This window comes from Kitasatospora sp. NPDC059803, assembly GCF_042732255.1.
Lineage (GTDB): Bacteria > Actinomycetota > Actinomycetes > Streptomycetales > Streptomycetaceae > Kitasatospora.
The window spans coordinates 1-25,003 of the sequence record NZ_JBHWIJ010000110.1; the positions used below are offsets into that span (position 1 = coordinate 1).

Here is a 25,003-nt window from a genome sequence, read left to right on the forward strand (position 1 = left end):
CCGCCACCCCGGCGCAGCGCCCGCCGCCGGGCCGGGCGGCGCGCTCGGCGCGGCCCGGGTGCCGTTCCACGGCGAGCACCAGGCCGGCATCCTCGAACCCCAGCAGGCCCGGGTCCAGCTGGCCGCCTTCGACCTGGCCGAGGGCGTCGGCCGGGACGGGCTGCGCACCCTGCTCCAGCGCTGGACGAAGGCCGCCGAGCGGCTGACCGCCGGGGAGCCGGCCGAGGACGCCGACAACCAGGTGGCGCTGGACGCCGGCCCCTGCTCGCTCACCCTCACCGTCGGGTTCGGCGCCGCCCTGTTCGACAAGGCCGGGCTGGCCGACCGCCGCCCGCAGGCGCTCGAACCGCTGCCGCCCTTCCCCGCCGACGCGCTCGACCCGGCGCGCGGCGACGGCGACCTGTTCGTCCAGATCGGCGCCGACGACGCCCTGGTGGCCGTGCACGCGCTGCGGGTGCTGCAACGCCAGGCGGCCGGCACGGCGGCACTGCGCTGGCAGTCGGCCGGCTTCGCCCGTACACCCGGTGCCACCGCGCGCCCGATGACCGGCCGCAACCTGATGGGCCAGATCGACGGCACCAACAACCCCCAGCCGGGCGAGGACGGCTTCGCCGCCAAGGTGTTCTGCACCGCCGGGCCGGACCAGCCGGCCTGGCTCGCCGGCGGCTCGTACCTGGTGTTCCGGCGGATCCGGATGCTGCTGGACAACTGGGAGGCGCTGCCGACCGACCGGCAGGAACGGGTGATCGGACGGCGCAAGTCGGACGGCGCGCCGCTCGGCGCGCCCGCCGGGGCCGGCGAGCGCACCCCCGTCGACCTGGCCGCGCAGGGCCCGGACGGCGCGCTGGTGATCCCCGCCGACGCGCACGTCCGGGTGGCCGCCCCGGCCGCCAACGGCGGGGCGGCGATGCTGCGGCGCGGGTTCTCGTACCACGACGGCCTGCTGCCCGACGGCTCGCCGGACGCCGGGCTGCTCTTCCTCGCCTTCCAGGCCGACCCGCGCAAGGGCTTCACCCCGGTGCAGCGCAAGCTGGCCCGGGGGGACGGCCTCTCCCGCTTCCTGCGGCACGAGGCCAGCGGCCTGTACGCGGTGCCGCCGGGCGTCCCGGCCGGCGGCTACCTCGGCCAGCAGCTCTTCGAGTAGCACGCCCCCGACGGTCTCCGGTCCCGGCCACTGAAACGCTTTCCTGGCCGGCGCGCGGAGTCGTTATGGTGACTTCTTCGGCAACACCCCTGCCCCGGTTCCACCCTGTTCCCCACGGAGGCGTCATGTCGGCCACCCGCTACACCTACCTCGGCCCGGCCGGCACCTTCACCGAGGCTGCGCTGCGCACCCTGCCCGAGGCCGCGACCCGGGAGCTGGTGCCGCTGGCCTCGGTGCCGCTGGTGCTGGACGCGGTGCGCGGCGGGGACGCCTCAGGGGCGTTCGTCCCGATCGAGAACTCGGTCGAGGGCGCCGTCACCGCGACCAATGACGAACTCGCCGCCGGCACACCGCTGATGATCTACCGTGAGGTGCTGCTGCCGATCTCCTTCGCGCTGCTGGTGCGGCCGGGCACCGACCTGGCGGGGGTCAAGACGGTGACCAGCCACCCGGTGGCCCAGGCGCAGGTGCGCCGCTGGCTGGCGGCCAACCTGCCGGACGCGCAGTGGGAGTCGGCCGCCTCCAACGCGGACGGCGCCCGGCTGGTCGCCGAGGGCCGCTACGACGGGGCGTTCGCGGGCGAGTTCGCGGCGCCGATCTACGGGCTGGACCCGCTGGTCAAGGACATCGCGGACGCGCAGACCGCGACCACCCGGTTCGTCCTGGTCGGCCGCCCGGGCCGGGTCTCCTCGCCGACCGGCGCGGACAAGACCTCGATGGTGGTCTGGCTGCCGGACGACCACCCGGGCGCGCTGCTGGAGCTGCTCCAGGAGTTCGCGGTGCGCGGGGTCAACCTGATGCGGATCGAGTCGCGGCCGACCGGCGAGGGCATCGGCAACTACTGCTTCCTGATCGACTGCGAGGGGCACCTGTCCGATCGCCGGGTGGCGGAGGCCGTGATGGGGCTGAAGCGGATCTGCCCGCAGGTGCGGTTCCTCGGCTCCTATCCGCGCGCCGACCGGCAGGTCTCCACGCACCGGCGGCCGGGGACCTCGGACGACGATTTCACGGCCGCCGCCGACTGGCTCTCCCGGTGCCTCGACGGGCGCGGCGACATCTGATCCACGCGACGGCACCGCGACAACATCCGATCGCTGCCCTTTGTCTTTCCGCCCTTTTCCGATCGTTTTCCCGCGGCCGGACGGAAGGGGGCGGGTGACCGCACCCGTCGTCCACAGGGGCCCGCGGCCCCGGAACCCGCCATCCACAGGGGCGGGGACTATCCACAGCCGAAAGTTATCCACAGGCCTGGGGATGAGTCGACAAACCGGTATAGCCACTGCGGGTTTCGGTCGGATCATTGGTTAGCGGCGTAGAGATGACTAATCGGACCAGAGTCACCCGTGTGCCAGCAAATCACCTGTCTGAGTGCTTCAATTCCCTCACCCGAGAAGGTCAAATGAGGTTTGAAACCTCAATTCCCTGGCTTCGGTGATCGGAGGGCCGACCTCCCCTTCAATCCACAGGCACCGCCCGGATCCTGTGGATAACCCTGGCCCCGCCCGATCCCCACAGAAGTTATCCACAGGATCCGGGCGGTTATCCCCAGGGGAAAACCCGTACCGGTGGACGAGCCTGCGCCCGGTACGCTTGGGCCTGTGATTGACCTTCGCCTGCTTCGTGAGGACCCTGACCGAGTGCGCGCCTCGCAGCGCGTCCGTGGCGAGGACGTCGACCTGGTCGACGCCCTCCTCTCCGCCGACGAACGGCGCCGGTCCTCGGGCAGTCGCTTCGACGAACTGCGCAGCGAGCAGCGGACGCTCGGCAAGCAGGTCGCCCAGGCCAAGGGCGAGGAGAAGGCCGCCCTGCTGCAGCGCACCAAGGAGCTGGCCGCCGCGGTCAAGGCCGCGGACGCCGAGCAGGGCGTGGCCAAGGAGGAGGCCGAGCGCCTGCTCCGCTCGCTGGCGAACCTCATCGACCCGGCCGCCCCGGTCGGCGGCGAGGAGGACTTCGTCACCCTGGAGGAGATCGGCACCCCGCGCGACTTCGCCGCCGAGGGCTTCGAGCCGCGCGACCACGTCGAGCTCGGCCAGATCCTGGGCGCGATCGACACCGAGCGCGGCGCCAAGGTCGCCGGCGCCCGCTCGTACTACCTGACCGGTGTCGGCGCGCTGCTGGAGCTCGCCCTGGTCAACATGGCCATCGCCCAGGCCACCGCGGCCGGCTTCATCCCGATGATCACCCCGACCCTGGTCCGGCCCGCCGCCATGGACGGCACCGGCTTCCTCGGCCAGGCCGCCGAGAACGTGTACCACCTCGCCGAGGACGACCGGTACCTGGTCGGCACCAGCGAGGTCCCGCTCGCCGCGTACCACATGGACGAGATCCTCGACGCCGAGAAGCTGCCGCTGCGCTACGCCGGCTACTCGTCCTGCTTCCGCCGCGAGGCCGGCACCTACGGCAAGGACACCCGCGGCATCATCCGCGTCCACCAGTTCGAGAAGGTGGAGATGTTCGTCTACACCACTCCCGAGGACGCCGAGAACGAGCACCGCCGCCTGCTCCAGTGGGAGAAGGACTTCCTCAACGCGCTGGAGCTGCCCTACCGGGTGATCGACGTCGCCTCCGGCGACCTCGGCGCCTCGGCCGCGCGCAAGTTCGACATCGAGGCCTGGATCCCGACCCAGGGCAAGTACCGCGAGGTCACCTCGACCTCCAACACCACCGAGTACCAGGCCCGCCGGCTCTCCATCCGGATGCGCGAGGAGGGCAAGACCCGCCCGCTGGCCACCCTGAACGGCACCCTGGTCGCCATCCCGCGCACCATCGTGGCGATCCTGGAGAACCACCAGCAGGCCGACGGCTCGGTGGCCGTGCCCGAGGCGCTGCGGCCGTTCCTCGGCGGGCGGACCGTCCTCGAACCGGTCAAGTAGCACCGCGCCACCCGCACCACCCGCAACTCCCGGGAGACGTACGGCCCATGAGCACCACCAGCCCCAGCCCCGTCTCCCCCAACGGTGAGCACCCGAGCGGTGCCGACCTGCCCTACCGGCTGGTCGCCACCGACCTCGACGGCACCCTGCTGACCAGCGCGGAAACCGTCTCCGAGCGCACCCGCGCCGCCCTGGCCACGGCCACCGGCGCGGGCGCGCTGCACATCGTCGTCACCGGCCGCTCCGCCGCCTGGGCCCGCCCGGTCTTCGACGAGATCGGCTACACCGGGATAGCCGTCTGCGGCCAGGGCGCCCAGGTGTACGACGCCGGCGCGCACCGGCTGCTCACCTCCCTCACCCTGGACCGCCGGCTCGCCGCGCTCGCCATCGCCAAGATCGAGGCCGAGACCGGCCCGCTGGCGGTCGCCGCCAACCAGGACGGCCTGGACGGCCAGGTGCTGGCCGGCCCCGGCTACGAGCTGCTGATCGGCTCCGACCTGCCGGTCGTCCGGGTCGACCGCGACCAGCTGCTCGACGCCCCGGTCAGCAAGCTCTACATCCAGCACCCGGGCCTGACCGACGACGCGCTCGCCGAGGCCGCCCGCCGCGTCGCCGGGGACCTGGTCGGCGTCGTGATGGCCGGCGCCGGAGTGGTCGAACTGCTGCCGCTGGGCCTGTCCAAGGCCACCGGGCTGGCCGTCGCCGCCCGCCGCCTGGGCGTCCGCGGGGCCGACACCATCGCCTTCGGCGACATGCCCAACGACGTGCCGATGTTCGGCTGGGCGGCCCGCGGCGTGGCGATGGCCAACGCCCACGAGGAACTGCTCGCCGTCGCCGACGAGGTCACCGCGAGCAACGACGAGGACGGCGTCGCCGTCGTCCTGGAACAGCTCTACCCGGGCGTCTAGGGGCTCTCTTTCGGATCACGTCGTGGTGTTCGGCGGGGGTTCAACTCCAGTTGTAGGATGACCGGGCAAGCGGTTGTAGGATGACCGACGACCGGCGTTGACCAGCGACGCGGCGACCAACGACGAAGGGAGCACCGGCATGACCAACGACGGCAACAGCCTCCAGGCGGCCGGACGGCGCTCCCTGGTGGACACCGCGATCGACCAGCTGCGCGAGCAACTGGCCGGCGGCGTCTGGCCGGTGGGATCGCAGATCCCCACCGAGCACGAGCTCGCCGAGCGGCTGCAGGTCGGCCGGAACACCGTCCGGGAGGCGATCCGGGTGCTGGTGCACGCCGGCATGCTGGTCTCCCGCCAGGGCGAGGGGACGTTCGTCCGCTCCACCAGCGACCCGGCCGCCGTCCTGCGCGGCGTCCAGCGCTCGGGCATCCGGGACGTCCTGGAGGTCCGGGCCGCACTGGAGACCGAGGCCGCCCGACTGGCCGCGCTGCGGCACACCCGCGAGGACGTCGAGCGGATGCGGGCCGCGCTGGCCCGCGAGGCCGAGGTGATCGCCTCGCACGCCGAGCGGACCGACCGCGAGGCCACCGTCGAGCACGACCTGGAGTTCCACACCGCCATCGTCGAGGCCGCGCACAACCCGGCGCTCACCGAGGTCTACCGCTACTTCGGCGCCTCCGTGCGCGAGTCGATGACCTCGGCCTTCGGCGACCACGACATGCCCGAGGTGGCCGTGGCCACCCACGCGGCGCTGGTCGACGCGATCGAAAGCGGCGACCCCGACCGTGCCGAGGCCGCGTGTCGTGCGCTGCTCGCCGAGCCGACCGCGGCCGTCGAGCAGCTCCTCGCGGCCATCGCGGCCCGGAAGTGACATAGGCACCCGCCTGCCTTCCGCCCTCCGCGCCCTCGCGCACATTCACGAAAGAACAGCACACCCATGGCCGTCACCCGTGCCCAGCAGCCGGTTGCCACCACGTCCCTCCCGCTTCCCGTCCGCACCCGGCTGGCCCACCCCGCGCTGCTGCTGACCGGCATCCTGCTGGTCGCGCTGAACATGCGCGCCTGCCTGGCGGCGGTGTCGCCGATGGTCGGCGAGATCCAGCGGACCTTCGGACTCTCCGCCACCGCGAGCGGACTGATCACCACCGTGCCGGTGCTGTTCCAGGGCGTCGGCGCCCCGCTCACCCCCCGGCTGACCCGGCGGTTCGGCACCGAGCGGGTGGTGCTGGGCGCCGTCCTGGTGCTGGGCGCGGGCGTGCTGCTGCGGGTGCTGCCCTCGGTGGCGGCGCTGTACGCGGGCTGCGTGGTGATCGGCGTGGCCATCGCGGTGCTGAACGTGTCGATGCCGGGCCTGGTCAAGCGGGAGTTCCCGGACCGGGCGGCGGCGATGACCGGCGTCTACTCGACCACCATGCTGGTCGGCGCGACCATGGCGGCCGGCCTCTCGGTGCCGCTGGAGCACGCCCTCGGCGGCGGCTGGCAGGCCTCGCTGGGCACCTGGTCGCTGCTCGCGCTGATCGCCGCGGTGGCCTGGCTGCCGCAGGTGCTGCGCTCCCGGCAGGAGCGGGCGGCGGTCGCGACCCGTCTCTCCACTGGCCCTGCGGCCGGTCAGGCGGCCGGTCGGGCGGCCGAGAAGCCGATCGAGGGCATCTGGCGCTCGCCGATGGCCTGGCAGATCAGCCTCTTCATGGGCATCTCGTCGCTGCTGGTGTACACCCTGGTCGCCTGGATGCCGACCATCCTGGCCGACCACGGCATGGACCGCGGCGAGGCCGGTCTGGTCTTCGCCTTCTCCAACCTGGTGCAGGTCGCGGGCGCCTTCCTGGTGCCGCTGCTGGCCGGCCGGATGACCCGCCAGCGCGGGCTGGCGGTGGCCATGGCCGGACTGAACGGCCTCGGCATCGCCCTGCTGCTGATCGCGCCGGTGTCCGGCGCCTGGGTGTCGGCGACCATCCTGGGCGTCGCCCAGGGCGGTTCGCTGGGCCTGGGCCTGGCCTTCATCGTGCTGCGCACCGGCAGCGCGGCCGGCGCCGCCCAACTGGGCGGGATGTCGCAGGCGGTCGGCTACCTGGTCGCGGCGGCGGGCCCGGTCGGCGCCGGCGCGCTGCACCAGCTCACCGGCGGCTGGACGGCCACCCTGGTGCTGATGCTGGTGCTGGCCACCGTGGTCGGCGCGGCCGGCTGGGGCGCGGGCCGCAACCGGACGCTCGGCTAGCACCCCTGCTCGGACCGACCCGGGCTGGCCTCGTTGAGGCCGGCTCGGGCCGACCCCGGCTGCCCCGGGTCGACCCCAGTTACCCCAGGCCGGCCCCGGCCGGCTACTCCTCGGCGGCCAGGGTCAGTCCGGCCAGCTTCACCGAGGCCAGCACCGTCGCCGCCACGGTGACCGCCAGCAGCAGCGGGACAGCCACCCCGAGCGAGACGTCGGCGCCGATCGCGGCGTCCCCGGCGACCGCCTCGGCCACCGACCGGCCCCACTGCTGGACGCTCAGCGTCCGGGCGCCCGACACGAAGTTGCCGATCAGCGACTCCCAGACCAGCGCGTACCCCAGTCCGGCCACCACCGCGTGCCGGGTGACCACGCCGAGCAGCAGGAACAGCGCGCTGTACGCCACCCCGGCGACCAGCACGGCCACGGTGTAGCCGAGCGCGATGCCGTCCCTGGTGCCGATCAGCAGCAGGCCGCAGAGCAGCGTCGGGAGGGCGGCGAACACCCAGGTGGTGCCGATCGCGACGACCAGTTTGGTGGTGACGATCTTCCACCGCGGCAGCGGCTTGGCCAGCAGGTAGACGATCGAGCCGTCGTCGATCTCGGTGGCGATCACGCCGGTGCCGACGACCAGGCCGAGGATCGGCACCAGGGTGCCGAGGCCGAGCTGCCCGAGGATCTTGACGGTGAGGTCGTGCTCGTTCCCGCTGGCGGTGCCGCTCGCGACGGCCGAGATGACCAGCAGCAGGGCGGGGACCACCAGCAGCAGGAGGCCGCGGCGGCGGCCCAGCAGGCCGCGCAGGGTCAGCCTGGCGACGGTCGGGTTCATGGTCGGTCGGCCCTTTCCTGGGTCCGGTAAGGGAGTTCGGTGGCTCGGACGCCGGGCCTCACGCGGAGACCAGGTAGGAGAAGACGCTCTCCAGCGACTCGTCCGCCGGCGACACGGTGTACAGCCGGATGTCCGCCTCCTGGGCGACCCGGGGCAGCAGGGTGGTGAAGCCCTGGAAGTTCACCGCCTCGATCCGCAGCGCCCGTTCCCGCGCGTCCACCTCGATACCGGTCGTGGAGCCGTCGGCGATCAGCGCGGCGGCCAGCCTGCGGTCGTCGCTGGAGCGAACCAGGTAGCGGTGCGGCCGGTCGGTCATCAGCCGGCGGATCTTCCGGAAGTCGCCCGAGGCGGCATGCCGGCCGGCCACCACGACCTCGATGTGCCGGGCCAGTTGCTCGACCTCCTCCAGGATGTGGGAGGAGAACAGCACCGTCCGGCCGTCCGCGCCGAACCGGCGCAGCAGCTCCATCAGCTGGAGCCGCTGGCGCGGGTCCATGCCGTTGAACGGCTCGTCGAGCAGCAGCACGGCCGGGTCGTGGACCAGTGCGGAGGCCATCTTGACCCGCTGCTTCATGCCCTTGGAGTACGTCCCGGTGCGGCGGTCCTTGGCGTAGGCCATCTCCACCAGGTCCAGGGCACGCCGGGCGGCGGCGCCCGGGTCGGCGAGGCCGTGCAGTTCGGCGTTGGCGAGCACGAACTCCCAGCCGGTCAGGTAGTCGTACATCGACTCCCGCTCCGGGACCAGGCCGATCTGCCGGTACACCTGCTGGTTGCGCCAGATCGGCGCGCCGTCCAGGGTGACCGCCCCGCTGGAGGGCGCGAGGAATCCGCTCATCATGTGGATGAGGGTCGACTTGCCCGCGCCGTTCGGACCGAGCAGGCCGGTGATGCCTGGGCCGATCGTCATACTGATGTCGTTGACGGCGACCACGTTCCCGAACCAGCGGGAGACCTTGTCGATGGTGATGGTGGCCATGACGCCCTCTCAAACTCCTCGGTTCATCAGACGCTGCGGTAGCGGCGCAGCAGCAGCCCGTACGAGCCGGACACCATCGCGAGAACGGCGACGGTGAAGACGACCACGCCGAGCCCGCCGGGCGCGTGCATCCGGCCGCCCATCCCGCCGACGTCGAAGAGCTGGTTGGTCAGGCTCTCCACCAGGTCGTTCGGCGACAGCAGCGCGATCCACTGGGCGGAGTCCGGGACGGTGAGCTCGGTGGCGGTGCCGATCCGGGTCAGGATCGCCACCACGGCCGTGCTGATCGCCAGGTAGCCCATGATCCCGGCCACCCCGAAGCCGCGGCGCGGGGTCGCGGCGGCGACCACCAGCGCCACCGAGGTCGGCACCAGGGAGTACAGCAGGGCGGCGACCAGGCCGGACAGGAAGTGCCCGGTGTTGTGCCCGAAGTCCAGCCCGCCCAGCAGCGCCCCGATGTAGAGGACCAGCAACGGCGCAGCCATCAGCAGGAACTGGGCGCTGACCATGGCGGCGAACTTGGCCCGGACGTAGTCGGCGCGGGTGATCGGGCGGGAGAAGTACAGCGGGACGGTGTGGTACCGGAGATCCCGGGAGAACAGCACCGGCGCCTGCGAGGCCAGGAAGATCGACACGACCAGCACGAACGAGGACAGGTACCGCGGGTAGTCCAGCGGCAGCTCCTTCGCGCTGGTGGCGAGCGCGATCGCCACCATGACCACGGCCGGCAGCGTGACCACGCCGAGCACCAGCATCGGCAGCACCTTGGACTTGCCGGAGCGCCCGAGCCCGTACGCGGCGCGCAGGCTCTGGGTGAACAGCGAGCGGGTCGCGTAGGCCCGGCCGAGCCGGGGCCCGGTGTAGCCGCGGTAGCCGATGTCGTGGATGACGCCGGTGTCGGCGGACCTGGTGTCAGGAGGCAGCGACATCGTCCGTCCCTCCCCTGTTCTCGTCGGTGAAGATTTCGGCGACCCGGTGGCGGCGCTGCTCCAGCCGGACCAGGCCGAGGCCCAGGCCGGCGACGGTGTCGCGGATGGTGTCGTAGGTGTCGTCGCCGGCCAGCCGGACCAGCAGCAGGTGCGAACCCTCCGGCTGGACGGACAGCCCGGCGGCGGCCAGCCGTGCGCGGACGGCGTCGCCCGGCTCCGGGACGGCGTCCTGCGGGTGGTCCGTCACCTCGACCGCCAGGACGGCCGTCGCCTCGGTGAAGGAGGCGGTGGAGGAGGAGCGCAGCAGCTTGCCGCCGTCGATCACGACCAGGTGGTCGCAGGTGCGCTCCAACTCGCCGAGCAGGTGGGTGGTGACCAGCACCGAGATCCCGAAGTCGGTGTGCACCCGGCGGATCAGGCCCAGCATCTCGTCCCGGCCGGCCGGGTCGAGACCATTGGTCGGCTCGTCCAGCAGCACCAGCTTCGGGTCGTGCACCAGCGCCTGCGCGAGCTTGACCCGCTGCTTCATGCCGGTCGAGTACCCGCCCATCGGCCGGTACCGCTCCTCGTACAGGCCGACGTGCCGCAGGGTGTCCGCGGTGCGCTCACGGGCGGCGGTGGCCGGCAGCCCCGCCATCCGCGCCATGTGCACCACGAACTCGGTCGCCGACACGTCCGGTGGCAGGCAGTCGTGTTCGGGCATGTAGCCGACCCGTTCACGGATCTCCGGGCCCCGGGTGGCGACGTCCAGGCCGAGGACCTCGCCGCGGCCGGACGTCGCCGGGGCGAGGCCGAGCAGGATCTTGATGAGGGTGGACTTGCCCGCCCCGTTGGCCCCGACCAGCCCGACCACCCCGGGCCGCACCTCGACGGTGAGCTGGTCGAGGGCGGTGACCCGGGGGAACCTCTTGGTGAGGCCATCCGTCTTGATGACAGCAGTGGACACCTGCTCAACGTAACGGGCTTGCGCGCCAAGGGCTATGAGCTGGAATGACGAGCCCGTCTGCTGCTGCGGTATGACGCCGCCGACAATCTCCCCTAAGGGGCGGAGGGTCTCCCCTCAGGGTCGACGCGACGCTCAGCCCAGCTGGGCGAGGCCCTCGGTGGCGATCTGCTCGAAGACGGCGAGGTCGTTCTCGAAGATCGAGTCCGGCACCGGCCAGTGGATCACCAACTCGGTGATGCCCAGCTCCTGGTACTTCCCCGCCCAGTCCACGAAGGCGTCCAGCGACTGAAGCGGCCGCTCCGCCGTCGAGCCCTGGAGCAGCATCTTCTCCAGCTCGCGCACGTCCCGCCCGGTCGCGTCGCAGGCCGCGGTCAGCTTCTCGATCTGCTTCCCGACCACCTCGGGCGCCCGCTCGACGGGCACGTCCGCCGGACCCTTCGGGTCCCCGTACGTCACCCAGCCCTGGCCGTACTCGGCCGCCAGCTTCAGCCCGCGCGGACCGGTCGCGGCGACGTAGAACGGCAGTCGCGGGGTCTGCACGCAGCCGGGGATGTTCCGGGCCTCGACCGCCGAGTAGTGCGCCCCCTCGCGCGTCGTGGCGTCCGTACGCAGCAACTCGTCCAGCAGCGGCAGGAACTCGCCGAACCGGTCCGCCCGCTCCTTCGGCGACCACGCCTCCTGCCCCAGCGCCGTCGCGTCGAAGCCCGTCCCGCCGGCCCCGATGCCCAGCGTCACCCGCCCGCCGGACACGTCGTCCAGCGTGATCAGCTCCTTCGCCAGCGTCACCGGGTGCCGGAAGTTCGGCGACGTCACCAGCGTCCCCAGCCGGATCCGCTCGGTGGCGGTCGCCGCAGCCGTCAGTGTGGGGACCGAGCCGAACCACGGCTCGTCCCGGAAGCTCCGCCAGGACAGGTGGTCGTAGGTGTAGGCGGCATGGAAGCCGAGCTCCTCGGCCCGCCGCCAGATCTTCTGCCCCTCGCTCCACCGGTGGATGGGGAGGATCACGGTACTCAAGCGCATGCCGTCGACCTTACGTCGATGGGACCACACTCGGTGTTGGCGCATCGACCACCTTGCCAGTTCAGTGCGCCAAGTCCGTCAGCCACCCAGTGACCGGTGATGACACGTCGTCGCAGCATTCCGTGGAGGGCCGTGGACTCGGTATCGCCAGGGCGGATCTGCGTCATCACCTCACTGTTATGCAGAGCCGCATAGGCGTCATCGTTACAGGTCGGATGCGGTGAGCGGAGATCCTCAGACCCTCCCGGAGCCAGGGTCGACTCCGACGGCTCAGACGGAGCAGCTTCCGACTAAAGGGGGCCTGATGGACGAGCTGGCGCAACAACATGGACCATAGGCCGACAACACACCGAACCATGCAAAAAGTGACACAAAAACGATCAATGCAGATCGATTTCATTCATCGAAAATGCACCCTACCATCGATTCCGGCATTTTATGATCAAATAAGATGCATCCACGAGATGGCGGCCTTAAGTCGCGAAGCAGTCTGCCAAACTTGTCCTCATGGATAGTGATTCCACACCGAGGCCACCGAACCTGACATCGCGGATCGTTCTCGTTACGCCAGAACTTGCCGGATCCATCCTGGAGAGAAATCGCAATAACAGGCCGGTGGACAAGGGAGTTATCAAGCAGATCTCCGATGCCATCGCGAGGGGCGAGTGGCAGGTCACCCACCAAGGAATCGCCCTGGCCGGGAGTGTCGAGAGCGGAAGACTCCTGGACGGCCAGCATCGACTGGAGGCAGTCAAGGGGTGCGGAGTCGCGGTGCCCATGCTCATCTTCGAGCACGTCCCCGAGGAAACCTTCTCGGTGCTGGACACTGGGCGAAGCCGGTCCGCTGGCGCGGTGCTTGCGCTAACCGGGGAGAAGGACTACACGCTCCTGGCAGCCACAGTGCGACATGTCCAATTGTATCGATCAATGCCAGATTCCACCTGGGCCGGATCGGCCTCCAGGCTGACAAATCAGCAGGTCCTTGAGCTCTTCCAGGAGGACCGCGACTCTTATCTCAATGCCGTAGCCATTGGGCGCCTATTGGGGAAAACCGCAAAGATCATTCCCACGGCGGCCGCCACAGGATACTACCTAACCGTCGACGCATGCCCATCGGCCAGCGCGGACGCGTGGATCGAAGGCTTGTCAACGGGGGCCGGGCTGGCTACCGATGACCCTCGCCTTGCCCTGCGCAACGTCCTAACAGCGTTGTCGATGGGATCCACAGTACGACGCAGGACAGACAATCGCGGGCAACTTGGACTCTACATCAAGGCGTGGAATTCCTGGGTCTTCAAGAAGCCCGTAAAGGCCCTCCGATTCCAGCAAACCGAGAAGATGCCCATCCCTGTCCGCCAGACTCCACTGGGTTAGCGACTGGCACTGTCACTACGCGCCGAGCGCTTCGATGGACGCGGCTCCAACTCGAGAGAACCGCCGGGCCGTCCTACACCCTGGGCTTCCGGGACGTCTGGAGCGAACACGGCAGGGCACTCGGTGCTCCGGCTCATGCCGGAGCACCGAGGATGGCACACAGGCTGAACGCATCCGTGACCGACGAACCCCACGACGGGCCTCCGGAGCCCAGTCACCTGCCAAGGCTGTCCCAAGTCGCCTACATCCAGCCAGCCATAACGGGTGTACCGAGATCCCCAAGGCATCAGCTTGCATAAGATGCAAGCTAGTATCCGACTTATGCAAGCTCCTCCGCCGGCACTTCTGCCGCTTCTGCGTACGGCCTTCCAGGGCGAGCTGTTGGCCTGGCTGTACCTGCATCCGCAGGAAGAGGCTTCGCTTACCGAACTCGCCTCACGTTTCGGCGTTTCGAGTGCGACCGCCAGCCGTGAGGCGGACCGGCTGGTCAAGGCAGAGCTGATCGCTGCTCGACGGCACGGAAACCTCCGCCTCTTGCGAGCCAACACCACCGGGCGGCTGGCGGGCCCGCTGACCGAGCTGTTCGCCCTCACCTACGGTCCGATCGCGGTGCTCGGCGATCTGCTGCTGCCACTGGCAGGCGTCGAGGAAGCCCATATCTACGGCTCCTGGGCAGCCCGCTACTCGGGAGAACACGGCGAGGTGCCCAATGACGTCGATGTCTTGGTGGTGGGCAACCCCGATGAGGACGAGCTGTACGAGGCTGCGCGCCAGGCGGAGGGCCTGCTCGGCCGAGAGGTCAATGTCCACCGGGTCTCGCCCGCCCGTTGGCGCGAGCCGGGGACGGATCCGTTTCTCACGGGCGTCCAGAGCCGGCCGACGGTTCGGCTCGAACTCTTCGGAGGGAAGAACAAGTGATGAGGTGGCAGCAGGGCCGCGCTGCGGTCGAGGGCATGCTGGCGCGCAAGGAACTGGAGCGAGTACCGGCGAACCGGGAACAGGCCGACAATCTCCTCACCCAGGCATCGAATCACGTCAAGGCGGCCCAGGCCGTCGTTTCCTTCGATGCGATCGGCGCCTACCAACTGCTGTACGACGCGGCGCGCAAGGCACTGGTCGCGATCCTGGAGAACCAGGGACTGCGGCCAACCAGCCGAGGGGGTCACATCGCAGTCCTGGAAGCCGTCAGTACACAGCTCGATCCACCTCTCGGGGCAGCCCTCAGGCCCTTCGACCGCATGCGCCGACGCCGAAACCAGGCGGAGTACGCGGATTTGGACTATCCCAAAATCGAAGCCCAGGACGTGACCGGTGACGCACCGAAGGTCACGGCGATCATCGAGCTCGCAGAGCGGGTCCTGGATGAGATGAGCCCCTTCTGACGGTGATCCAGGCGAATCAGGAGTGGATCGACCCAGGTCAGGCTGCGACGAATGGACGAGTCAGAGCTGGCGGACGATGGGGAGGGTGTCCGTGCCGCGTTGGCGGGCGGCGCGGCGGGCGAGGCCGGGGGAGTTGCCGGTGCCGAGGATCTGGCCGTCGGCGATCGCGATCCAGGTGCCCGGTGCCAGTCCGGTGGGCGGGGTGAGGGACAGGGCCGACGTCAGGGCGGGGTCCGGTTGGAGGCGGTCGGGGCGTGGGGTCGGCGAGTCGGTGCCGGAGCGCCAGCGGGCCGTTGTCCGCTCGCCGCCCAGTCGGCGTGACCACAGCACGTGCTGCAGCACGATCAGGGGGCCGAGCACGGTCAGCAGGGGGAAGCCCGCCGTCAGCGCGCCCAGGGCGAACAGCGCGCTGACCGCGCTGGTCACGACCACTCCGACGGCTGCCGCCAGCAACGCGGCCGTCCGTCCGAACGCCTTGGCGGCGACCAGCGGGAACAGTACGAGGAGCAGCAGGTCGCCGAGGCCCACGGCGACCGGCGGGCTGCCGCCCGTCAGGACGAGCATCGGGGCGAACGGCCTTCCCTGGACCTGGGTGACGAAGTTCGCGGTGACCTGCGTCAGGGTGGTCGCCACCAGGTCGTAGCAGGACAGGACGGCGGCCAGGCCGGCCGCGTGCGCCGATCGCATCCCGCTCTGCGTCCACAGGTTGGCCACGCCCACCACCGCGACGGCGAGCATCACGTCGGTGCAGGCGCGCACCGCGACGGGGTGGCCGCTGCACGCCGCCGTGGCGCCGGCGGCCACGAGTGCGAGGCCCCAGGCCCAGCGGCCGGAGCAGACCGGTGCCAGGGTGAACTGCACCGCCAGGCAGAGCACCAGGCCGAACAGCGCCGAGACGACCACGCCCGGCAGCTTGAGGTAGAGCAGCGGGGCCAGCACGACGCCGACGCACAGGACTGCGATGTCGCCGGAGGTGTAGACGCCCACCGGAGGCCTGGGCATCCGCACGCGGACCAGGTACCCCCCTGCCGCGGCCATCAGCAGGGCCACGCAGCAGCTCAGGGCGACGAGGGGGATCGCGTTCATGCGCCGCTCCCGGCCCGGACGCCGACCGGACGGGCCGGCTCGAAGGTGTGTTCCCGCAGGTCCGCACGGACCGGACTGGACGGCGGCAGTTTCGACCGGTCGTCGTGGAGCACGATGCCGGCCAGCGGCAGCCCCGCCGCCGATGCCCCCTGTTCGAGCCTGCGGTGCAGTGTCGCCGCGGGCAGCGCACGGACCAGGAGGTGCAGCAGCGCACCGCCGTCCGGCTCCTCGGTCAGCGTGTACCTGGCCGGCAGCGGCACGTCCGGCTCCCCCTCGACCAGGTCGAGGACGTCCCTGGTCGGCACGGAGGCGCTGAGCGGCCCCGACCAGCGGCCCAGGACGGCGGACGTGGCCGGCAGGTGCGCCCACTCGCACCCGGCCTCGCCGACGGGCAGCCGGACCAGGTCGCCGGTGGCGTACCGCAGCAGCAGGGTGCACTCCCGGTAGGGCACGAAGGGGGTGTGCACCAGCATCCCGACCTCCCCCGGCGCGGTCGGCTCCCAGGTCTGCGGGTCGAGCACCTCCAGGTGCCCGAACTCGGTGGTGTGGTGCAGATGCCCCTGGGAGCACGGCGCGCCGCCCGAGGGGAGCGTCTCCGTCATCAGGTAGGACGTGGACACCGGTGCGCCGAACGCCGCTTCGGCCCGCTCCCGCAGGGGGGCCGACAGCACCTCGCCGCCCACCCCGATGCTCTCCAGCCCGAAGTCCGCGGACCGCCACCCGCCCTGCTCGGCCTCCTGTACGAGCGCGGAGAGGTACGACGCGGAGGCGGTGAGGTGGGTGATCTGCGGGGCCTTGCCGGGCAGGCCGAGCGGTGCGGCGAGGCGGTCCAGGGCGAGCGCGGGGTCGATCGTCCCGAACTGGACGAACGAGGCGCCGACCCGGGTGGTGGACTCCTCGGCGACGACCAGCGGCAGGGTGGCCCTGGAGCAGCCCGCGTACGCCACGGTGTGCCGGGGGCGCAGCCCGAGGGTCAGTGCCGCCGAGATGGTGCTGAGGGCGATCGTCGTCTCCAACTCGGCCCGGGAGTACCAGACCGCGGTCGGGGTGCCGCTGGTGCCGGTGGTCAGCGCCATCAGGGCGGGCTCGGCGGCGGCGGAGACGAACGCGGCGGGCAGGCCGCGCAGGGCCGCCTTCGGGGTGACGGGCACCCGCGACCAGGTCTCCGTGTCGAGCGTGTCGGGGTCGATCCCGAGGTCGTCGAAGGTCCGCCGGTAGTAGGCCGTGTGGCGGACGGCGGCGCGCGCGGTGGCCCGCAGGCTCCGCCGGGTGACCGTGCGCCGCACCTCCGGGTCGACCTGCCCGGCCTGCCCCGGCAGCAGTGCCGAGTCCGCGCCCGGCTCGCCGAACTCGGCGAGCGTGCGGACCATGTCGTCGGCGATCCGTCCGAGGTCCTGGGGCCGGATCCTGCGGTTGAGCAGGATCGATGCGCCGTACCGGAGTTGACTCACCGCAGTGCCGAACACGAGACCTCCTGGAACCTGGGCCGGGGATGCTCACCCCGGCCCAGGCCGGGACGACTCGGTCAGGCCATGTGCGCGAACATGGCGGCGGTCAGGGTGCTCAGGGCGTACTTGAAGTAGTGCTTGACCATGTCAAGACCTCCTGGTGGGGCTGGCCGGCGCGGCCGAGCACGCCCCGATGGCGTGCTCCGGCGCCGGCGGGTGGGGAGTGCAGTTTAGGGAATCGAACAATGCGCGACCAGAGGTGAGACAGCATCAAATTCCGTGCCATGAAAGGGCGGTGGCGCAGCTCGGCCGGGCAGGGCCTACGGGTGCGGGCGGGTGCGCTGGGCCGGGAGGCGGGGCTCGGGGGCGCGGCGGGCGATCTCGGCGAGGGTGTGGAAGAGGACGTCGCCGAGCAGGACCGGCTCGCGGGAGGCGTCCGGGGAGGCGGCGGGCGGGATGGTCGGGGGAGGCTCGTCTCGGAGCTGGCGAGTGGGCATGGCTCTTCCTGCCGACGGGGTGGCCGTGCACACTCCTGCCCGTCGCGCCCCGGGGACACCCCGGCCGCCGGGCGAATAGGCCGGAAACGGCGCCTCGGGGGCCGAAAGCCACAGGTCCGGCGGGTCGGCGGCGCCGTCCTGCGGGTCCGCGACGAGGTCCGTCCTCGCCGGTGACCGGTGTGGCACCGATGGGCGAAGATGGACCGGTGACCGAAGCCCGTACCGCCCCCCGCCTCATCGCCACCGACCTGGACGGCACCCTGCTGTGCGCCGGCGGCACCGTCAGCGAACGCACCGCCGCGGCCCTGGCGGCCGCGGAGGCGGCCGGGGTGCAGGTGGTGTTCGTCACCGGGCGGCCGCCGCGCTGGATGCAGCAGGTGAGCGCGCACATCGGCGGCCACGGGGTGGCGATCTGCTCGAACGGCGGCGCGGTGGTGGACGTGCGGCGCGGTGAGCTGCTGGAGTCGTTCCCGCTGCCGGTGGAGACCACCCTGGCGGTGGTCGAGGTGCTGCGCGCCAAGCTGCCCGGCACCGCGTTCGCCTTCGAGTACCCGGACGGGTGGGCCCGCGAGCCCGAGTACGCGGTGCCGATGTGGGGTGACGACCTGGAGCACGCGGTCGGCCCGGCGGAGAAGCTGCTGAGCGCCGGCGGGCCGGTCCGGGGCCTGTTCAAGCTGCTGGCCAAGCACCCCGACCTCGACCCGGACACGTTCCTCACCCAGGCCCGGGAGGCGGCCGGGCAGCTGGCCGAGATCACCCGCTCGGCGCCGATCCCGCTGCTGGAGATCAGCGCGCCCGGCGTCACCAAGGCCAGCACGCTGGCCCGTTGGTGCGCCGGGCACGGGATCGACCGGAGCGAGGTGGTGGCCTTCGGCGACATGCCGAACGACCTGGAGATGCTGGACTGGGCCGGCACCGCGTACGCCGTCGCCAACGCGCACCCGCAGGTGCTGGCGGCGGTGCCGCTGCACACCGTGAGCAACGAGCAGGACGGCGTCGCGGCGGTGCTGGAGGAGCTGCTGCGGTTCCCCTAGCTCCCCTGGCTCCCCTGGCTCCCCTAGGACGTATCGCCCGGGCCTAGCCGAAGCGGCCGTTCACGTAGTCGGAGGTCCGCTGGTCGCGCGGGTTGCCGAAGACCTGCGCGGTCGGCCCGGCCTCCACGATCCGGCCCGGGGTGTCGTGGGTGGCCAGGAAGAAGGCGCAGGTCTGCGAGACGCGCTGGGCCTGCTGCATGTTGTGGGTGACGATCACGATGGTGAGCCGCCCGCGCAGTTCGGCGATGGTCTCCTCGACCCGTCGGGTGGAGGTCGGGTCGAGCGCGGAGCACGGCTCGTCCATCAGCAGGATGTCCGGCGAGACCGCCAACGACCGTGCGATGCACAGGCGTTGCTGCTGCCCGCCGGAGAGCGAGCCGCCCGGGGTGTGCAGCCGGCTGGAGACCTCGTCCCAGAGCCCGGCGCGGCGCAGGCTGGTCTCCACCAGGTCCCGGCGCTCCTCCTTGGAGACCTTGATCCCGGCCAGCTTCAGGCCGCTGGCGACGTTGTCCTGGATGGACATCGCCGGGAACGGGTTGGGCCGCTGGAACACCATGCCGATCCGGCGCCGCACCTCGGCGGGGCGCCGACCGGGACGGTAGACGTCGTCGCCCTCCAGCAGCACCTCGCCGGAGAGCGCGGCGCCGCGCACCATCTCGTGCATCCGGTTGAGGATCCGCAGGTAGGTGGACTTGCCGCAGCCGGACGGGCCGATCAGCGCGGTGACCTCGCCGGCCGGCATCGCCAGCGAGACCCGCTCCAGCACCTTGCGGGCGCCGAACCAGGCGGAGACCTCCCTGGTCTCCAGCCCGGCCAGCGGCTCGCCGCCGGGGTGCGGGGCCGGCGGCAGCGGCGGGAGGGTGAGGGTGTCGGCGGCCGGGTCGGTCGCCGGGGCGTCGACCGTCCCCAGGCCGGTGGTCGGGGTGTCGGTCATCGGTGCATCCGTCATCGGTACGGCCTTCCGGGCGCGCTTCAGTAGAGGTTGGGCAGCAGGGCGGCGGCGTTCTCGTAGACCGCCCAGAGCAGTGCGCCGAGCACCGGCGCGAGGCTCAGGTAGGCCGCCGAGGCCCGCCAGTACCGGGCCAGCAGGAGCGCGCCGAGCACCACGCCCAGCAGTCCGAGCGACCACAGTTGCAGCGTGGCCAGCGCGCCCTTGTCGGCGGCCAGCGCCTTGTCGTACGGGACGGTCCGGGGCCGGCCGCCGGGGTTCTGCTGGGGGTCGCCGTCCAGCCGGGCTCCGACCATCACGGTCGAGCCGGGGATCCAGTCCGAGTCCCCGGTGACCAGGACGAGCCGGTTGCGGGCCGGGTCGGTGATCGGGTGGTCGCCGTCGCCGTACACGTTGACGGTGTAGGTGAACTTGCCCTGCCCGGTGGTGGCCTCGATCTTGTCGCCGACCCGGAGCCCGGACAGCTCGGCGAAGGGCGCGCCGAAGGTGGCGCCGCGGCCGAACAGCACCGCGACGCCGCCCTGGCCGGGCAGGGCGGTGTCCCGGCGGTGGCCGGGCCCGCGCATGAGGTCCCGGCCGGTGGTGCCCTCGACCACGACAGCCTGGTGCAGGCCGATCGCCGGGATGTCCAGCAGGGCCACCGGGGCGCCGTCGGCGGCGGCCCCGGTGGGGGCGACGGCCCGGGCGAGCTGGTCCCGGAAGGTCTTGTACGCGGTGGACTGGAAGTGCCGTTCCTGGACGTGCGAGAGCGTGAACAGGTAGCCGACGAAGCCCAGCACCAACGCGGCCAGCAGGCTGGCCACCCGGGCGCCCTGGAGGAGGCGGCGCCGCGAAGGGGCGGCGGCGGGCCCGGCCGCGGGGGTCGCGGCGGGTGGGCCCGCGGGCGTGGCCGGCCGCACGGGGGCGGCCGGCTTCTCCAGCACCGGGGCGGTCACGAGGCGCCGTCCGAGGACTTGCGCCGCCGCAGCAGCCGCCGGCCGAGCAGCGGCGGGACGAGCACCACGGCGAGCAGTTCGAGGGCGGTGAGCGTGCTCAGCGTCCAGTCCTCGGGCTTGCCGGCCACCTCGACCACGTTCGCCGCGACCTCGGTGCTGCCGCCGCGGCCGCGGGCGACGACCTGGCCGGTCTGCGGGTCGACGACGTCCTCGGTGCCCGGGTCGCCCGGCGCGGCGCCGGCCGCGTTCGGGTCCGTGCCGGCCGCGCCGTCGGCAGCTGCGCCGCCGTCCCCGGTGCCGCCGGTGCCCGCGCCGCCACCGCCCGTACCGCCACCGGTACCGCCGGTGCCGCCGGACGTGCCTGCGGCCGTGCCGTTGCCGGTCCGGCCCGAACCGCCGGCGGCCGTGCCGCCCGTGCCGCCGGTACCGCCGGCCGCGCCGCCGCCGGTGCCGCCCGAACTACCCGCGCCCGAACCGGTCTTGACCGGCTGGCCGCCCTGCACGGTGCAGTCCAGCGGAGCGCCCTGCTTGTCGCAGGGGCTGGGCTGCGGCGCGTTCTTGAGGACGGTCAGCTCACCGGCCGAGTTGAAGGTCGGGTTCGCGCAGTTGGAGAGGGTGTCCGGGTCGACGGGGCTGGCGTTGCCCGGGATGCTCTTGGTCTGCAGCAGCCCGCCCTTGACCAGGTTGCGCGGGATCGGCGAGTAGCCGAGGCCGTCCGCCTCGCCCTGGCCCTCGCACAGGACGTAGGCGAGGAAGCGGCTGAGTGCGCCGCCCTTGTCGTTGTTGAAGCGGGGCGGCGGCTTGAGCTCCGCTCCGGCGCGCGGCACGATCACGTAGCTGTAGCTGGAGATCGGGTAGGCGCGGGGGTCGTCCATCGTGTAGACGCCGTCGAGGTTCTGCTGGAGGTAGTTCGGGTCGGTCGCCGGGGTGTTGTCGTCGACGCCGCGGATCTTCGCCGCGGTGAGCGCGACCGCCACGTTGGAGGCCGTCGGCAGGGAGTAGTAGCCGGCCTTGTTGAGCACCTTCACGACCGGCCAGTTGCTGCGCTTGGCGAAGGCGTACTCGTCGTAGCCGATGGTGCCCTGGCCGATCGAGGACTTGATGTAGCCCGCGACGATGTCGGAGCCGTTCTGCGCGGTCATCCGGCCGGACGGCGGGTAGAACTCGGTGTAGTCGCCGCAGGTGGTGCCGTTGACGGACTTGCAGTAGTCGTCCCACTGGGCCTGGTAGCTGTGCTCCATCCAACGGGTGAACTGCGCGGTGGCGCCGGAGCCGTCCGAGCGGACCACCGGGGTGATCGGCATGCTCTGCAGCGGCTTGCCATAGTCGGCGGTGATCTTCGGGTCGTTCCAGTTGGTGATCTTGTTGGTGAAGATGTCCACGATGGTCTGCGGGGAGAGTCGCAGGTCGCGGACCTGCTTGCCGCCGACCTGCAGGTTGTACATGAAGGTGGTGCCGCCCGCGGTGATCGGCACGTACGAGAAGCCGTAGACCGGGTTCTCCCGGCCGCCCTGGCCGCCGGTGCGGGCCGATTCGCTGAGGCCGGTGTCATCCCCGCTGCGGAACGGCACGTCCGAGGCGGTGAAGTCGGTCTGCCCGTTGCTCCAGGCCGTGCGGCCGGCGGCCGAACCGACCGGGTTGAAGTTGATCTGGATGCCCTGCGGCCCGACGTCCTGGCGCCACTGGTCGATCGCCGGACCGGACCAGCTGGAGCCCTGGGCGCTCAGCGCGACCGACGCCGCGAACGCCGCCCCCTGCCCGAGCAGCAGTGAGGCCGCGGCGAGCGACAGGGACAGCAGCACGGCCAGGGTGCGGGCCACGGGGCGGCTTGCGGCCTCCCACGACATGGGAACTCCTCTGGTACGGAGGGTGGTTGGGCGGGACATCAGCGCTTCTCCGGCTGGATGGCGTACGGGCGGGCGACGGCGGCCGCGGCGGCCGCCTCAAGACGACGGGCGTCCCGGTTGATCCGGCGCTTCTGACCCCTCGTCAACTGGCCGGGCCGACGGCCGCCGAGCACCCGGGCGGTGACGAACAGGACCAGCACCACGGCCATCAGGGTCAGCCCCGCGGCGAAGGCCCGCGCGACCATCTCGGGGTAGGGCTGCTTGACGTAGTTCCAGATGTAGAGCGGCAGCGACACCTGAGGCTCGGTGAACGGGTCGGCATTGAACTGCGCGGTGAAGCCCGAGGTCAGGAGCACCGGCGAGGTCTCGCCGACGCCGCGCGCCATGCCGAGCACCACCGCCGTCACCAGACCGGGCCGGGCGGTCGGCAGCACCACGTTCCACACCGTCCGCCACTGGCTGCCGCCGAGCGCGTACGAGGCCTCGCGCAGGGTGCCCGGCACCAGCCGGATGACCACCTCGGCGGCCCGGGTGACGATCGGCATCATCATCACGGTCAGCGCCAGCGAGGCCGCGAACCCGCTCTGCTCGAACCCGAGGGTGAGGATCACCACGCCGAGCACGAACAGGCCCGCGACGATCGACGGCAGCGCGGTCATCGCCTCGACCAGGGTCCGCACCGGACGGGCCATCCGGCCGCCGACCTCGGACATGAAGACCGCCGCGGCGATGCCCAGCGGCACCGCGAACAGCGTGGCCAGGCCCAGCTGTTCGAGCGAGCCGACGATCGCGTTGAGCGCACCGCCGGAGGTGATCGGGGAGAGCGCGGCCGTCCTCTCCATCGACTCGGTGAAGAAGTTCAGGTGCTGGGCCGCCTCGGAGCCTCGGACCACCAGATAGCCGATCTGGTCGACGATCAGCGCGAGCACCAGCAGTCCGGAGCTCCACGCGACCACCGACACCAGGCGCTCGCGCACCAGCAGCCTGCCCCACTGGAGCCGCCCGAGGGTGAAGTAGCCGGCCAGGAACAGCACGTACCAGCAGACCAGGAAGCCGAACGCGCCGCTGAACGGCAGGATCCGCTCGTAGCTCATCCAGTCCAGCGCCAGCGAGCCGACCAGCGAGCCGGCCACGGTGAGCACGTCCTCGCGGGTGACCCCGCCGAGCTTCACCCGCCGCTCCGGGCGCGGGGGTACGGGTGCGGGGGCGGGCGGCGCCTCGGCGGGCTCGGACGCGGCCACGGGTGGCAGGTCGAGCGTGGTCATCGGGTCGTCCCTTCAACGGGGTTGGTCATGTCGGCCGCCCTTCTCAGTCCGCGGTCGAGGCGCCGGAGCGCGACCGGTTGATCACGAAACCGGCCGCGACGTTGACCAGCAGGGTCAGTGCGAACAGCACCAGGCCGGCCGCCATCAGCGCGGAGAGCGACAGCGCGTCCGACTCGCCGAAGCGCAGCGCGATCAGCGCCGAGATCGAGTTGGCGCCGTTCTCGAGGATGTGTGTGATGGTCTTGAAGTTCGGCGAGATGATCAGCGCGACGGCGATCGTCTCCCCCATCGCCCGGCCGAAGCCCAGCATCACCGCGCCGATCACACCGCCCTTGCCGAACGGCAGCACCACCGCGCGCACCATCCCCCAGCGGGTCGAGCCGAGCGCGTACGCGCCCTCCCGCTCGCCCTGCGGGGCCTGGGAGAACACCTCCCGGCTGAGCGAGGTGACGATCGGGATGATCATCAGGGAGACCACGACGCCCGCGATGAAGGTGGACGAGGTGTAGGACGTCCCGATGTCGCCGGTGCGCACCTTGAGGAAGGGGATCGCGTCGCCGAGGTGGTTGGCCAGCCAGCGGACGAAGCCGATGATGCGCGGCTGGAGGAAGAACAGCCCCCACAGGCCGTAGATGATGCTGGGGATCGCCGCCATCAGGTCGATCAGCGAGACCAGCACCGAACGCAGCCGCACGGGCGCGTACTCGGCGATGAAGACCGCCGTGGTCAGCGCCACCGGGACGGCGATGGCCAGGGCGATCACGGCGATCAGCAGGCCGTTCGGCAGGACGGCGGCGATGCCGAAGTTGTGCGCGGCGGTCTGCCACTTCTGCTCGGTCAGGAACGACCAGCCCACCGCGCGCAGCGCGTCCGTGCCGCGCAGCAGCAGGAAGAACGCGATCAGCCCCATGATGGCGAAGACCGAGATCCCGGCGAGCCGCAGCACGCCGCGGAACACCCGGTCGCCGGGGGTGGCGGGGGCGGTGATGACGCGCGGGACGTCGGGGTCGGGCTGGCCGTCGGGGTGGCCTGGCGCCCCGACGTACGGTGCCGCGGGCTCGGCGGCGGCTGTCATGGTCTGCTCTCCGTGCTCGGGTACGGGTGCCGGGGCGGTGCCCCGGCCTGGACGGCGGCCCGACGAAAGCGTCGAAGGCGGCTCGGTCGGCTGGTTCGTGGTCGTCGGTCGGTCGCCGGCGTTCCGGTCGGTCGCCGGTCGGTCGGTCGCCGGCGTTCCGGCCGCCGGTCGGTCCGGTCGCCGACGCGCGGGCGGCGCGGGTCGGGCTGCGGGCCTGGTCAGCGGGCCCGGGGCAGACGGCAACGGGACCGGGCGGACGAGTCGGCGGGGCCGGAAC

23 protein-coding genes are annotated in these 25,003 nt (G+C 71.8%); 10 read left to right on the plus strand and 13 right to left on the minus strand.

Annotated elements, in window-relative coordinates; genetic code table 11:
• From efeB to ACFV6I_RS19075, 6 genes are all read left to right on the plus strand, one after another.
• Nucleotides 1–1,144: iron uptake transporter deferrochelatase/peroxidase subunit (efeB, locus tag ACFV6I_RS19050; RefSeq protein ID WP_380426457.1), on the plus strand; the 1,144-nt coding region annotated here is incomplete at its 5' end.
• A gap of 125 nt (nt 1,145–1,269) precedes the next feature.
• A complete protein-coding gene (gene pheA, locus ACFV6I_RS19055; RefSeq protein WP_063348373.1) occupies nt 1,270–2,205 on the plus strand; it encodes a prephenate dehydratase in 936 nt (311 codons plus the stop codon).
• A 537-nt stretch (nt 2,206–2,742) separates the two neighbouring features.
• Nucleotides 2,743–4,017 carry a serine--tRNA ligase gene (serS, locus tag ACFV6I_RS19060; RefSeq protein WP_079135713.1) on the plus strand — a complete coding sequence of 425 codons (1,275 nt, stop codon included), beginning with the start codon at nt 2,743–2,745 and terminating at the stop codon, nt 4,015–4,017.
• Between the two features lie 47 nt (nt 4,018–4,064).
• Nucleotides 4,065–4,925 (plus strand): HAD family hydrolase, encoded by an 861-nt coding sequence (locus ACFV6I_RS19065; protein WP_380426459.1) that lies wholly within the window; start codon nt 4,065–4,067, stop codon nt 4,923–4,925.
• Nucleotides 4,926–5,064: 139 nt separating this feature from the next.
• On the plus strand, nt 5,065–5,796 hold the full coding sequence (locus ACFV6I_RS19070; RefSeq protein WP_063351236.1) for a FadR/GntR family transcriptional regulator: 732 nt from the start codon (nt 5,065–5,067) through the stop codon (nt 5,794–5,796).
• A gap of 66 nt (nt 5,797–5,862) precedes the next feature.
• The gene (locus tag ACFV6I_RS19075) at nt 5,863–7,140 is read left to right on the plus strand and encodes a CynX/NimT family MFS transporter (RefSeq protein ID WP_380335357.1); all 1,278 of its coding nucleotides are present in this window, start codon (nt 5,863–5,865) and stop codon (nt 7,138–7,140) included.
• Between the two features lie 103 nt (nt 7,141–7,243).
• On the opposite strand, the gene ACFV6I_RS19080 is transcribed toward ACFV6I_RS19075, so the two are convergent.
• The 5 genes from ACFV6I_RS19080 to ACFV6I_RS19100 all read right to left on the minus strand — a co-directional run bounded on the left by ACFV6I_RS19080 (nt 7,244) and on the right by ACFV6I_RS19100 (nt 11,834).
• Nucleotides 7,244–7,963 carry an ABC transporter permease subunit gene (locus tag ACFV6I_RS19080; protein WP_363368060.1) on the minus strand — a complete coding sequence of 240 codons (720 nt, stop codon included), beginning with the start codon at nt 7,961–7,963 and terminating at the stop codon, nt 7,244–7,246.
• Between the two features lie 58 nt (nt 7,964–8,021).
• Nucleotides 8,022–8,939, minus strand: a complete 918-nt coding sequence (locus tag ACFV6I_RS19085) for an ABC transporter ATP-binding protein (RefSeq protein WP_063348378.1) — start codon at nt 8,937–8,939, stop codon at nt 8,022–8,024.
• Between the two features lie 26 nt (nt 8,940–8,965).
• Nucleotides 8,966–9,868, minus strand: coding sequence for an ABC transporter permease (locus tag ACFV6I_RS19090; protein WP_063348379.1), 903 nt, complete (start codon nt 9,866–9,868; stop codon nt 8,966–8,968).
• Nucleotides 9,852–10,814 (minus strand): ABC transporter ATP-binding protein, encoded by a 963-nt coding sequence (locus ACFV6I_RS19095; RefSeq protein WP_063348380.1) that lies wholly within the window; start codon nt 10,812–10,814, stop codon nt 9,852–9,854. Before ACFV6I_RS19095 ends, ACFV6I_RS19090 begins: the two co-directional genes overlap by 17 nt.
• A gap of 132 nt (nt 10,815–10,946) precedes the next feature.
• The gene (locus ACFV6I_RS19100; RefSeq protein ID WP_380426461.1) at nt 10,947–11,834 is read right to left on the minus strand and encodes an LLM class flavin-dependent oxidoreductase; all 888 of its coding nucleotides are present in this window, start codon (nt 11,832–11,834) and stop codon (nt 10,947–10,949) included.
• Nucleotides 11,835–12,341: 507 nt separating this feature from the next.
• On the opposite strand from ACFV6I_RS19100, the gene ACFV6I_RS19105 reads away from it, so the two are divergent.
• The 3 genes from ACFV6I_RS19105 to ACFV6I_RS19115 all read left to right on the plus strand — a co-directional run bounded on the left by ACFV6I_RS19105 (nt 12,342) and on the right by ACFV6I_RS19115 (nt 14,590).
• The gene (locus ACFV6I_RS19105; protein WP_380426463.1) at nt 12,342–13,208 is read left to right on the plus strand and encodes a hypothetical protein; all 867 of its coding nucleotides are present in this window, start codon (nt 12,342–12,344) and stop codon (nt 13,206–13,208) included.
• Between the two features lie 321 nt (nt 13,209–13,529).
• Nucleotides 13,530–14,126, plus strand: coding sequence for a MarR family transcriptional regulator (locus ACFV6I_RS19110; protein WP_380426467.1), 597 nt, complete (start codon nt 13,530–13,532; stop codon nt 14,124–14,126).
• The gene (locus ACFV6I_RS19115) at nt 14,126–14,590 is read left to right on the plus strand and encodes a HEPN domain-containing protein (protein WP_380426469.1); all 465 of its coding nucleotides are present in this window, start codon (nt 14,126–14,128) and stop codon (nt 14,588–14,590) included. The genes ACFV6I_RS19110 and ACFV6I_RS19115 overlap by 1 nt, the downstream gene beginning before the upstream one ends.
• A 60-nt stretch (nt 14,591–14,650) precedes the next feature.
• Here ACFV6I_RS19115 and ACFV6I_RS19120 read toward each other — a convergent pair whose 3' ends face one another.
• The 3 genes from ACFV6I_RS19120 to ACFV6I_RS19130 form a co-directional block, all read right to left on the minus strand.
• Complete coding sequence (locus tag ACFV6I_RS19120; RefSeq protein WP_380426471.1) at nt 14,651–15,676, minus strand: hypothetical protein; 1,026 nt, start codon at nt 15,674–15,676, stop codon at nt 14,651–14,653.
• Nucleotides 15,673–17,142 (minus strand): phenylacetate--CoA ligase family protein, encoded by a 1,470-nt coding sequence (locus tag ACFV6I_RS19125; protein WP_380426473.1) that lies wholly within the window; start codon nt 17,140–17,142, stop codon nt 15,673–15,675. The genes ACFV6I_RS19120 and ACFV6I_RS19125 overlap by 4 nt, the downstream gene beginning before the upstream one ends.
• Before the next feature lie 302 nt (nt 17,143–17,444).
• Nucleotides 17,445–17,621, minus strand: a complete 177-nt coding sequence (locus tag ACFV6I_RS19130; RefSeq protein ID WP_380426475.1) for a hypothetical protein — start codon at nt 17,619–17,621, stop codon at nt 17,445–17,447.
• Nucleotides 17,622–17,809: 188 nt separating this feature from the next.
• On the opposite strand from ACFV6I_RS19130, the gene ACFV6I_RS19135 reads away from it, so the two are divergent.
• A complete protein-coding gene (locus ACFV6I_RS19135) occupies nt 17,810–18,655 on the plus strand; it encodes an HAD family hydrolase (RefSeq protein WP_063348386.1) in 846 nt (281 codons plus the stop codon).
• Between the two features lie 43 nt (nt 18,656–18,698).
• Here ACFV6I_RS19135 and ACFV6I_RS19140 read toward each other — a convergent pair whose 3' ends face one another.
• From ACFV6I_RS19140 to pstC, 5 genes are read right to left on the minus strand one after another with little or no spacing between them, the layout of a single operon-like run.
• Nucleotides 18,699–19,589, minus strand: coding sequence for a phosphate ABC transporter ATP-binding protein (locus ACFV6I_RS19140; RefSeq protein ID WP_079135714.1), 891 nt, complete (start codon nt 19,587–19,589; stop codon nt 18,699–18,701).
• Nucleotides 19,590–19,627: 38 nt separating this feature from the next.
• Nucleotides 19,628–20,539: a sortase gene (locus ACFV6I_RS19145; protein ID WP_380426477.1), complete on the minus strand. Its 912-nt coding sequence runs from the start codon at nt 20,537–20,539 to the stop codon at nt 19,628–19,630.
• Nucleotides 20,536–22,386, minus strand: a complete 1,851-nt coding sequence (locus tag ACFV6I_RS19150) for a substrate-binding domain-containing protein (RefSeq protein ID WP_380426479.1) — start codon at nt 22,384–22,386, stop codon at nt 20,536–20,538. Before ACFV6I_RS19150 ends, ACFV6I_RS19145 begins: the two co-directional genes overlap by 4 nt.
• A gap of 38 nt (nt 22,387–22,424) precedes the next feature.
• Complete coding sequence (gene pstA / locus ACFV6I_RS19155) at nt 22,425–23,651, minus strand: phosphate ABC transporter permease PstA (RefSeq protein ID WP_380380658.1); 1,227 nt, start codon at nt 23,649–23,651, stop codon at nt 22,425–22,427.
• 43 nt (nt 23,652–23,694) lie between these two features.
• Nucleotides 23,695–24,726 (minus strand): phosphate ABC transporter permease subunit PstC, encoded by a 1,032-nt coding sequence (pstC, locus tag ACFV6I_RS19160; RefSeq protein ID WP_380426481.1) that lies wholly within the window; start codon nt 24,724–24,726, stop codon nt 23,695–23,697.
• Nucleotides 24,727–25,003 lie beyond the last annotated feature (277 nt).

Coding starts and splice junctions, on each gene's coding strand:
- ACFV6I_RS19120 (WP_380426471.1), bottom strand. CDS start 15,676: ATGAACGCGATCCCCCTCGTCGCCCTGAGCTGCTGCGTGGCCCTGCTG.
- ACFV6I_RS19070 (WP_063351236.1), top strand. CDS start 5,065: ATGACCAACGACGGCAACAGCCTCCAGGCGGCCGGACGGCGCTCCCTG.
- ACFV6I_RS19140 (WP_079135714.1), bottom strand. CDS start 19,589: ATGACCGACACCCCGACCACCGGCCTGGGGACGGTCGACGCCCCGGCG.
- ACFV6I_RS19110 (WP_380426467.1), top strand. CDS start 13,530: ATGCAAGCTCCTCCGCCGGCACTTCTGCCGCTTCTGCGTACGGCCTTC.
- pheA (WP_063348373.1), top strand. CDS start 1,270: ATGTCGGCCACCCGCTACACCTACCTCGGCCCGGCCGGCACCTTCACC.
- ACFV6I_RS19085 (WP_063348378.1), bottom strand. CDS start 8,939: ATGGCCACCATCACCATCGACAAGGTCTCCCGCTGGTTCGGGAACGTG.
- pstA (WP_380380658.1), bottom strand. CDS start 23,651: ATGACCACGCTCGACCTGCCACCCGTGGCCGCGTCCGAGCCCGCCGAG.
- ACFV6I_RS19090 (WP_063348379.1), bottom strand. CDS start 9,868: ATGTCGCTGCCTCCTGACACCAGGTCCGCCGACACCGGCGTCATCCAC.
- ACFV6I_RS19105 (WP_380426463.1), top strand. CDS start 12,342: ATGGATAGTGATTCCACACCGAGGCCACCGAACCTGACATCGCGGATC.
- ACFV6I_RS19075 (WP_380335357.1), top strand. CDS start 5,863: ATGGCCGTCACCCGTGCCCAGCAGCCGGTTGCCACCACGTCCCTCCCG.
- ACFV6I_RS19065 (WP_380426459.1), top strand. CDS start 4,065: ATGAGCACCACCAGCCCCAGCCCCGTCTCCCCCAACGGTGAGCACCCG.
- ACFV6I_RS19080 (WP_363368060.1), bottom strand. CDS start 7,963: ATGAACCCGACCGTCGCCAGGCTGACCCTGCGCGGCCTGCTGGGCCGC.
- ACFV6I_RS19130 (WP_380426475.1), bottom strand. CDS start 17,621: ATGCCCACTCGCCAGCTCCGAGACGAGCCTCCCCCGACCATCCCGCCC.
- ACFV6I_RS19115 (WP_380426469.1), top strand. CDS start 14,126: ATGAGGTGGCAGCAGGGCCGCGCTGCGGTCGAGGGCATGCTGGCGCGC.
- ACFV6I_RS19100 (WP_380426461.1), bottom strand. CDS start 11,834: ATGCGCTTGAGTACCGTGATCCTCCCCATCCACCGGTGGAGCGAGGGG.
- ACFV6I_RS19150 (WP_380426479.1), bottom strand. CDS start 22,386: ATGTCGTGGGAGGCCGCAAGCCGCCCCGTGGCCCGCACCCTGGCCGTG.
- pstC (WP_380426481.1), bottom strand. CDS start 24,726: ATGACAGCCGCCGCCGAGCCCGCGGCACCGTACGTCGGGGCGCCAGGC.
- ACFV6I_RS19135 (WP_063348386.1), top strand. CDS start 17,810: ATGGGCGAAGATGGACCGGTGACCGAAGCCCGTACCGCCCCCCGCCTC.